The 8,838-nt window shown below is 63.3% G+C and carries 9 protein-coding genes; 4 read left to right on the forward strand and 5 right to left on the reverse strand.

Translation table 11 applies throughout. From position 1 onward, the window contains the following. Entirely contained in the window at nt 1–798 is a 798-nt protein-coding gene (locus NKI05_RS14105) for a FadR/GntR family transcriptional regulator (protein WP_023814665.1), read from the forward strand. A gap of 322 nt (nt 799–1,120) precedes the next feature. Here the strand turns inward: NKI05_RS14105 and NKI05_RS14110 are convergent, their stop codons facing one another. From NKI05_RS14110 to NKI05_RS14125, 4 genes are all read right to left on the reverse strand, one after another. Further along, the gene (locus NKI05_RS14110; protein WP_031195546.1) at nt 1,121–2,005 is read right to left on the reverse strand and encodes an AraC family transcriptional regulator; all 885 of its coding nucleotides are present in this window, start codon (nt 2,003–2,005) and stop codon (nt 1,121–1,123) included. A gap of 218 nt (nt 2,006–2,223) precedes the next feature. Beyond that, a complete protein-coding gene (locus tag NKI05_RS14115) occupies nt 2,224–2,997 on the reverse strand; it encodes a DUF1828 domain-containing protein (RefSeq protein WP_023804645.1) in 774 nt (257 codons plus the stop codon). Further along, entirely contained in the window at nt 2,994–3,488 is a 495-nt protein-coding gene (locus NKI05_RS14120) for a hypothetical protein (RefSeq protein WP_023831723.1), read from the reverse strand. The genes NKI05_RS14115 and NKI05_RS14120 overlap by 4 nt, the downstream gene beginning before the upstream one ends. An 83-nt stretch (nt 3,489–3,571) precedes the next feature. Then, entirely contained in the window at nt 3,572–4,477 is a 906-nt protein-coding gene (locus NKI05_RS14125) for an NAD(P)-dependent oxidoreductase (protein WP_023814663.1), read from the reverse strand. Nucleotides 4,478–4,599: 122 nt separating this feature from the next. Between NKI05_RS14125 and NKI05_RS14130 the strand changes: the two genes are divergently transcribed. The 3 genes from NKI05_RS14130 (at nt 4,600) to NKI05_RS14140 (ending at nt 7,911) form a co-directional block, all read left to right on the forward strand. Further along, nucleotides 4,600–5,340 (forward strand): FadR/GntR family transcriptional regulator, encoded by a 741-nt coding sequence (locus tag NKI05_RS14130; RefSeq protein WP_352498333.1) that lies wholly within the window; start codon nt 4,600–4,602, stop codon nt 5,338–5,340. A 225-nt stretch (nt 5,341–5,565) separates the two neighbouring features. After that, complete coding sequence (locus NKI05_RS14135; protein WP_023814661.1) at nt 5,566–6,552, forward strand: aldo/keto reductase; 987 nt, start codon at nt 5,566–5,568, stop codon at nt 6,550–6,552. A gap of 210 nt (nt 6,553–6,762) precedes the next feature. Further along, nucleotides 6,763–7,911 (forward strand): extracellular catalytic domain type 1 short-chain-length polyhydroxyalkanoate depolymerase, encoded by a 1,149-nt coding sequence (locus tag NKI05_RS14140; protein ID WP_023814660.1) that lies wholly within the window; start codon nt 6,763–6,765, stop codon nt 7,909–7,911. Nucleotides 7,912–7,965: 54 nt separating this feature from the next. Here the strand turns inward: NKI05_RS14140 and NKI05_RS14145 are convergent, their stop codons facing one another. Further along, nucleotides 7,966–8,586, reverse strand: a complete 621-nt coding sequence (locus NKI05_RS14145; protein WP_031205123.1) for a hypothetical protein — start codon at nt 8,584–8,586, stop codon at nt 7,966–7,968. Nucleotides 8,587–8,838: the final 252 nt, after the last annotated feature.

Raw genomic sequence — 8,838 nt, forward strand, 5'->3', positions numbered from 1 at the left:
ATGACGCTGAAGCTCGACAAGGTCAATCGCGGCCCACACCTCTCTACTCTGGTGGCCAGTTCCATCTCGCGCGAGATCGCGCAAGGCCGGCTGAAGCCGGGTGACCAGCTGCCGACCGAGGCGGCGCTGGCAACCACTTTCGGGGTCAGCCGCAACGTGGTGCGCGAGGCGATCGCGCGGCTGCGCTCGGAAGGCCGAATCTGGTCGCAGCAGGGGCGCGGCGCCTTCGTGGTCGAGAGCAACAACCCGACGGTGCTGACCATCGACCATGAGACGCTGCAGCGCGCCGACTCGTTTCGCAATCTGTTCGAACTGCGTGGCATCCTCGAAGTGCAGGCGGCGGCCCTTGCCGCCAAGCGGCGCAGCGACGCCGATCTCAAAGCCATGGGCGATGCGCTGTCCGGCATGCGCGCCGCCCCCTATGGCAGCGTCGCCTGGCTGCGCAGCGACCTCGAATTCCACCGCACCGTCGCCGAGGCGACGCGCAATTCCTACATGGGCCAATTCCTGGTCTTCGTGTCCGAGCGGGTGCGCGAAAGCATTCTGGCCGCCGGCAACCAGCAGAAATCCGACGACATGGCCCGCATCACGCTGGGCGAACACGAGCGCATCCTGAGAGCGATCCGTGCCGGCGACGCCGAAGGAGCGCAAGCGGCCATGCGCGACCATCTGGCGGGTGCCGCGCTGCGGGTGGGGTTGCATGAGGGCGAGGTGGCTGTGGAGGCAGCGCCGGCGCCGGACGTGGCATCGCCGGTGCGGCATTCGCGGTTGCGAAAGGCTGTGCGCGGGCAGGCTTAGGGATAGCCTTGCCTTATCCGCGCGCTGGGCCAATCGCCTATGGCAGCGCTGACCCCCACTCCGTCTCGGCTTCGCCGAGCCACCTTGCCGGGGCGAGCCACGCGTCTCGCCCGTCCTTCGGACCCCCCATTTCATGGGGGATGAGGAAATGCCAATCTCCGAGATCGCAGCCCTTCAAAAGCTTGGGTTTCCTCGCTCCCACGAATGTGGGGGTAGAGGTGGCTCGGCGAAGCCGAGACGGAGTGGGGAGCGCCTTATCAGATTTCGCACGGTCGTCGGCTCAACCAGCTCAGGGCCGGAGATAGGCCGCCACCCCACCGCGCTATTTCAGCGGCAGAAACAGCTCAAGCACCACCTCGCGCACCGGTCCGTTCGACGAAAAGTGCCGTTGGCAATAGATCGGAAAGTCGCGCGCCTCCTCGCCGCTGGCCGGAAGCCATTCGCGGTACAGGTAAAGCGCTGCCGGCTCGAGATTGTTGGTGTTGCCGGGATAGCGCAGCACCGCGCAGCGTCCGCCGGGGATCACGCCGGCCTTCATCTGCGCGTCCTCGATCGGCCCGCCTTCTACCGGCAGGTCGGTTCCGGCACAAATATCCATGCTGTAATCGGCCGGGTTCGCCGGCTCCCTTTCGGAACGGAAGATGTTGAAGGTCGGGCTTGTCTCGGGCGAGAGGCCGGCCGCCTTGCGCCAGGCGATGAAGCGCTGGATGGTGTCCTGGAGCGTCGCCCGGTCGCCGCGATGCTCCATGATCGCCACCGGCGTCGGGGGCACATCGCGGATCATCACGTCGGCGGGTTCGAAGATTATCTGCATGAGCGTGGTCCTTGCTTTTTCGAGCGGCCCGAAGGCCATGAGCCACGCCCCCCAGTCGGGAGACTTCCGGAACGACGAAGGCGATTGTCCGAACCGTTGCCGAAAGGCGCGGGCGAAGGCATCCGGTGCGTCGTAACCGGCATCCATCGCTATGTCGGTGACGCTTTGGGCGTCGCTCTCGGCAAGCCGGTACGAAGCGCGCTTCAGGCGGGCGAGCTGGACATAGCGATGCACGGACAAGCCGAAGGTTGACGTGAACTGCCGGTGGAAATGGTATTTCGAGAACGCCGCGACGCCGCTCAACGCTTCCAGGCCCAGATCGCCGTCCAGATGCTGGTCTATGTGGTCCAGCACCCGCTGCATCCGGGCTTGGTAGTTTTCAAGTGGCGTCATCAAACGTCTCGTCCTGCGTGGCGACACCAGATAGGCGGTTCCGGACATGTCGCGCTCGACCGATCTTGCGGTTTGACATGGGGAGGGGTGGCCAGTGGTGGCTTAAAGGCCAACTCTGGCGCCGAAGCAGCGGCGCAAAGTTGCGGAAGTTCCTGGCCTATGGAGGAGGAAACCGGATTAGAAGGCAGGCGCATCCTACCTGGCGTAGGCCTTGTCGCTCATGCCGCCTTACCCAGTGCTTCGCGAGCAATACGAGCTATCGCTGCGTCTTCGTCATCCTTGTAGACGGGTACGGTCGCAAGGCGGTTGCTTGCTCTGCGGCGAAGGTCGTTCGAGATCGCATGATCGTCTTCCAATAGAGCTACTACCGACAAGTCCTGCTTCACCTCATGCAGAGCAGCAAAGTGAAGGAAGATCGCGTCGTTCACTCGCGAAGGACTATTCCCGAAAAATATTGCGACGGGCGGGCGGCCGCTGACCTCCAAAACCATGTCAGGAGTCACCTCTGAAAGACGAGAACTGACCGCCTCATTTTCTCTGACTATGGCACGGTCTCCCACGATTGCCTTTATTCTTTCCGCCGCATCTTCCTTGAATGAGGAAGCGATCTTCTCTTGTGTGAGCAGGAGAAAATCGTTCATGCGGATCATGACGCCGACAAACTCCAGCGCCCTAGCCGGCAGTTCCCTCTCTGGAAATGCCACGGTCTTGATCGTTCCGTCTGTCTGATCGAAATGAGCGTCCACTGAGGACAGTAGGCTTTCCAGCCCGCGACGGCGGGTATCGGTCTCAAAATCGACGCCGGCCGCTTCTAACTGCTGAATCGTAGCGCCGTCGTCTTCAAGCCTGAAAGCGCCGCCCTCTGTTTTCGTTACATAAAATGACACGCGGTCGCCGTCATCGCGCCTGAATGCCGTAGATACAGCAAGGCCAGCAGGCACCTCAGTGACCGTTATATCATTGCAGAACGCTTGGCAGAGTTCGGTCTTCATACCATTCCTTCCGCCCTATCGATCTTGAAGATTGATATTGCGCAATTAAAGGCGGTCTGAGCAGAAAGAGGCTGCTTTAGATGCCTAAATTCTGTTCGGCGATGGAACGAACCCGCCTTTGGCAAGCGAACGCCGCCGAATCGATTGTGAGCGGAATTGATGCCGGCCAAATCGCTACAACGGGCATGGCAATGCCACCCTGGTTCGCTGGCGTGATACTCATAGTCACAAATGACAAGGGTTTCGCCGCCCTTCGTCACGCCTAGGGTAGCACGAAAAATCCGCTTCGATTCGTTGAACAGCAGAAGAACGCGACAATCTTGACCAGCCGCTTGAAAGAAAAGGATTCGCCACTGATAAAGCGGCCCATATTTATACGCCTTGGCCTTCGCGCGGCGTGACGGCCACTTGGAGCGTGGTATCTCACCTCGTTTCCAATCCCCCGTATCAACGGCGGATTTCTCCGCCGCGATGATCCCCCTCAGATTCATGCGATCCTCATAGCGCAAAATCGCTAAGGAATCACCTATACATCGTCAGTATACAACTAGGCGGTACTCATCAGCCGCCTCCGTCACCCAGTCGCCGGCTCTATCAACGACACCCCGTTCAACCCCGCAACAATATCCGATAGCGCCGGCACGAACTTCTCGCCATGACCCGTCGTGACGGCCATCGCAAACCCATTGCGCACCGCCGCGCTGATCGGGTTGGCGATGCCGGCGGCCTGGGCGAAGGAGGCGAGGTAGGTCATGTCCTTCAGCGCATTGGCGATGGCGAAGCGCTGGGCGTTTTCGTTGCGGTTGAGGACGAAATCGAAGAAGGCCTGGTAGAAGCCGCAATCCATGCGGCTGCCGGAGATGACACTGTTGAAGACCTGCGGCGTCAGGCCGGCCTTGGCGCCGAGGCTCAGCGCTTCCGAATAGATCGCGGAATAGCCCATCGAGATGAAATTGTTGAGCAGCTTCATGGTGTGGCCGCTGCCGGTCGGGCCGGTGTGGACGACACGCGCGGCGAAGGCCTCGAGCACCGGCCGGGCGCGGGCGACGATTTCGGCCGCACCGCCGACCATGACGTCGAGCTTGCCCTCGGTGGCTTCCTTGGGCGTGCGCGCCAGCGGCGCGTCGATCAGCGTCATGCCCTGCTCCGCGAGGTCGGCGGCAAGCGCTGTCGTCGATGACGGGTTGGAGGTCGAGCAGTCGATGATCAGCAACGGCTTAGCTGCCGCAGCAAGGCCATCCTGGCCTTTGACCAGCGCTTCGACCTCGTGCGAGCCGGTGACGCACAGGATGACGATGTCGCTCGCGGTGGCGAGCGCGCGCGGGCTTGGCGCTTCGGTGGCGCCGGCGGCGATCAGCCGGTCGGCGGCGGTGCGGCTGCGGTGGACATGCACCGTCAGCGGCCAGCCCTTGCGCAGCAGATTGTCGGCCATGCCGGCGCCCATGCTGCCCAGGCCGATGAAACCGATGCGTTCTTTCATGCAATCCTCCTATGGCCCGTGCCAACGGGCCGAACTTTCGTCACCTTGCGGCGGGCACCCGTCGATGCAATTCTTTGAATAAGATTCGGCCTTCGAACAAGAATCGAACCGGAGTGCCACCGATGGCGGACCCCATGACTTTCGACGCCATTCCGCAGGCGCCCAACCTGCGGACGGGTCTGGTCAACACGCTGATTGCGCAGATCGAATCCGGTGACCTTGCACCGGGGCAGCGGCTGCCGACCGAGCAGGAGATTGTTGCTGCCACAGGCGTCAGCCGCACCGTGGTGCGCGAGGCGCTGGCGGCGCTGCGTGCGCGCGGGCTGATTACCACGCGCCAGGGGCTCGGCGCCTTCGTCGCCAAGGATCCGCCGCCGAAGATTTTTTCCGTGCTGCCCGACGATCTCGAATCGATCGACGAGGTGCTGCGCGTGCTCGAACTGCGCATGGGCATCGAGGTGGAGGCGACCGGTCTCGCCGCCGAACGCCGCAGCGAGGCGGCGCTTCAACAGATGAGCGCTCGGCTCGACGCGCTGGAGGCGGCGGTGCGTGCCGGCGGCTCCGGCTCGGAAGAGGATTTCGGCTTCCACCGCGCCATTCTCGCCGCGACGCAGAACCCGAATTTCACCCGGCTGTTCGACACGTTCGGCAGCGCCATGGTCCCGCGCCATTGGACGCGGCTCGACCGGATGACGGAGGCCGAGCGGGAAAAATATCTCGACCGCATGCAGCGCGAGCACCGCGCCATTCTCGGGGCCATCGAAGCCAGGGACGTCAACGCCGCGCGCCGCGCCATGCGCAGCCATCTGACCAAAAGCTATGCCCGCTTCGAGGATCTGCGCGACAAGGCTGTTCACGATTAGGAGCCGACCACGGTTGACGGACTGCTCATCCGGCGACCCCGCCGAGATAAAGTTCGCGCATCGACGACATGTTCCTCCCGGCTCCAAATTGTTGCAATCTTGCCGGGTTGTCATACAACCCTGTAGTCTGGTAAATCCCAGGAAGAGGGATGTCAATCGCGTTGCCATGCGGTATGAGGCTCCCGAAATCAGAACCGTCATCAAAGCCGCAAGTCAGGAAGCAAAATGCAGTCACGGAAGTTTGGCCGTACCGGCAGATCAGTCAGCGAGATCGGCTTCGGCGCCTGGGCGATCGGCGCCGCCTGGGGCGAGGTCAATGACGACGATGCGGTCGCCGCCCTGCATACCGCGCTTGATGCCGGCGTCAGCTTCCTCGACACCGCCGACGTCTATGGCGACGGCCGTTCGGAAAAGCTGATCGCACGGGTGATGAAGGAACGCGGTGGCGCGCGCCCGTTCATCGCCACCAAGGCCGGACGGCGGCTGCCGAAGCAGACGGTCGAGGGCTACAGCGTCGAGAACCTCATCGGCTGGATCGACCGCAGCCTGAAATACCTCGAGACCGACACGCTCGACCTGGTGCAGCTGCATTGCCCGCCGACCGATCTCTATTACCACCCGGAAGTGTTCGAGCGTCTCGACAAGCTCACCGAGCAGGGCAAGATCCGCAATTACGGCGTCAGCGTCGAGCGTGTCGAAGAGGCGCTGAAGGCGATGCAATATCCCGGCGTCGTCAGCGTGCAGATCATCTTCAACGCCTTCCGCCAGCGCCCGGCCGAGCTGTTCTTCGCTGAGGCGAAAAAGAACGATGTCGCCGTGATCGCCCGCGTGCCGCTGGCCAGCGGCCTGCTGTCCGGCAAGTTCAGGACGGACACCAAGTTCGAGAGCACCGATCATCGCCTGTTCAACAGGAATGGCGAAGCCTTCGATGTCGGCGAGACGTTTTCGGGCGTGCCCTATGAGGTCGGCCTGGCGGCGGTCGAGAAGGTGCGGCCGCTGGTGTCAGGCGACACCACCATGGCGAAATTCGCTCTGCGCTGGATCCTGATGTTCGACGCTGTGACGGTCGTCATCCCCGGCGCCCGCAATCCGGCGCAGGCGGTTTCCAATGCGGAAGCGGCGGAGCTTGCGCCGTTGTCCTCCGAGTTGATGGCCAAGGTGAAGGCGGTCTATGATGAGAACATCAAGCCCTACGTGCATCAGCGCTGGTAACCCGGCGCCTGCCGGCCTCGACCGGCTAACTGACAAGAGGTCAGCCGGGCCAAATTGCGCTGGTCCGTCACAAGCCGTGCAGCGGATCCTGTGATCCACCGGGGTCATTTAATCGGCCGCGCCGCTTGTTATTGTGCAGTGCAGCAACGATATTCCTGCGTGTGCGTTGTGTGCACGAGTCTGCCCATTCCGGCGCGCAAGGATACCGATTTGCGAGACATATCCGATACGATCGCCCGGCTGAGCGCGATGCGCGGCCGGCCAGCCGGTGCAGGACAGAGCAAGGACGATCACCTGTCCGAGATGACAGGGTTCGGGTCCAATCCCGGCGCCTTGCGCGCGCGGTTTTATCTCCCTGAAAACCTGCCGAAGCAGGCAGCGCTGGTCGTGGTGCTGCATGGCTGTACCCAGAATGCAGCCGCTTACGATCATGGTTCCGGCTGGACCGAACTTGCTGCCGAGCAGGGTTTTGCCGTGCTTCTCCCCGAGCAGCAGCGCGCCAACAACGCCAATCTTTGCTTCAACTGGTTCGTGCCGGGCGATGTAAGCCGCGACAGCGGCGAGGCACTGTCCATCCGCCAGATGATCGAGGCGGCGGTGGTCACCCACGGTCTCGACCGCAAGCGGATATTCGTCACCGGTCTTTCCGCCGGCGGCGCCATGGCGGCGGTGATGCTGGCGACCTACCCGGACGTGTTTGCCGGTGGCGCGATCATTGCCGGGCTTGCCTATGGCAGCGCCTCGACCATCCCCGAAGCCTTCGACCGCATGCGTGGCCATGGCGGACCGTCCAGAAGCGACCTGCAGCGTCTGTTGCGGGAAGCTTCGCCGCACAAGGGGCCGTGGCCGAGGATTTCGGTCTGGCAGGGCTCGGCCGATACGACCGTGGTGCCTTCCAATGCCGACGCGGTGCTGGCGCAATGGCAGGGCGTGCACGGCCTCGCTCAAGCGCCGACACGCACGGAAAAGGTCGACGGTCAGAGCCGAAAAGTCTGGTGCGATGGCAAAGGCCGCGACGTGGTCGAGGCATACAGCATTGCCGGCATGGGCCATGGCACGCCATTGCAGGCGAGCGGCGACAATGCTCTCGGCAAAGCAGGGCCGTTCATGCTGGATGTCGGGATTTCCTCGACGCGCCACATCGCCCGTTTCTGGGGGCTGACGAAGCCAGACGTACGACGCGCGGCGAAAGCCGAGGCCGCTTCAGGCACTGCATTGCAGCCTTTCTCGCCGAAGGAAAAACCGCGAGCCGTCCGTGTCGATCCGCCCCCGGAGCCTGTCAATCCGCCAGGCGGTCCGGCGGGCGGGATTACCAAGGTCATCGAGGACGCGCTCAGGGCAGCGGGATTGATGCGCTGAGGCGGAGGCTCGCCCCCGCACACGCCCAAAAGACAAGGGCAAGCACCAGCATCATTATCGCAGCAGGCCTTCGTCCTCGAACGCATCCCAGCCCTTCAATCCGGGCGGCGGGCCGTCCGTGTTCCGGGCCTTCCTCGCAGTGCGTGCCTGCCCGGTGCCTTTTACCGCGCGCGTCAACGCGGCCTTGCCCGCGCCGCGCCGCCTGTTCTCGGCGACCGCCTGGACATCCTGCTCTCTCCAGACTGTTGCCAAATCGCGGTCCAGGACGTCCTCGATGTGGCGCGGGTCGAAAACGTGGAAGGTGACAGACTTTGATCGCCCACGCATCTTGACGGTGCGTGTGCCGGTGCTTTGCAGCCGACCGTCCTTGAGCCATTTGTGGCGCTCGCGCGAAGAGATCGTAAGGATATCCTCGACCTCGCGTGGAAGCACAGGCAGCGCTTCCACTCCCTCCAGTGTTTTGGAGATATTGGCAGAGGCGGCCTTGAACGCTTCCGCTTCGGATTTCGACATTCGCAATGCGATGCGGCCCGTCTCGGCCTTGACGTGCTTCCTGACTGCCCATGGCAGGCGGGCTCTGACTTCACGTTCGATGCCCTTGGAGCGCACGGCGGACCCGAGTGTCGCTGACGGCGACAACGGCCATTCGGCAATCAGTTGCGGGGACGGGCTCATGCTTTCCTGGGGCTGGTTTCGCTGGTTCGATGCTACCACGGCAAGAGCCGGTCAAGCCAAGGCAACAGCGAAAAGGGGCAGGTCCGGTGAGAACCCGCCCCCTTACGGCCGAATCTGAAGTCGCTTGCAGCGCGCCGACAGCACCCTCGGCCCCGCGCGCGGGCCCGCCCCGCGCCGGCCGGCTAGGAGGAGCACGCTCGGGAGAGGAAGAATCACGCGGCGCCACCGGAAGGGGCTGGGCGGGGGGGGGGG

The sequence above is a fragment of the Mesorhizobium sp. M0771 genome (assembly GCF_040320155.1).
Classification (GTDB): Bacteria; Pseudomonadota; Alphaproteobacteria; order Rhizobiales; family Rhizobiaceae; genus Mesorhizobium.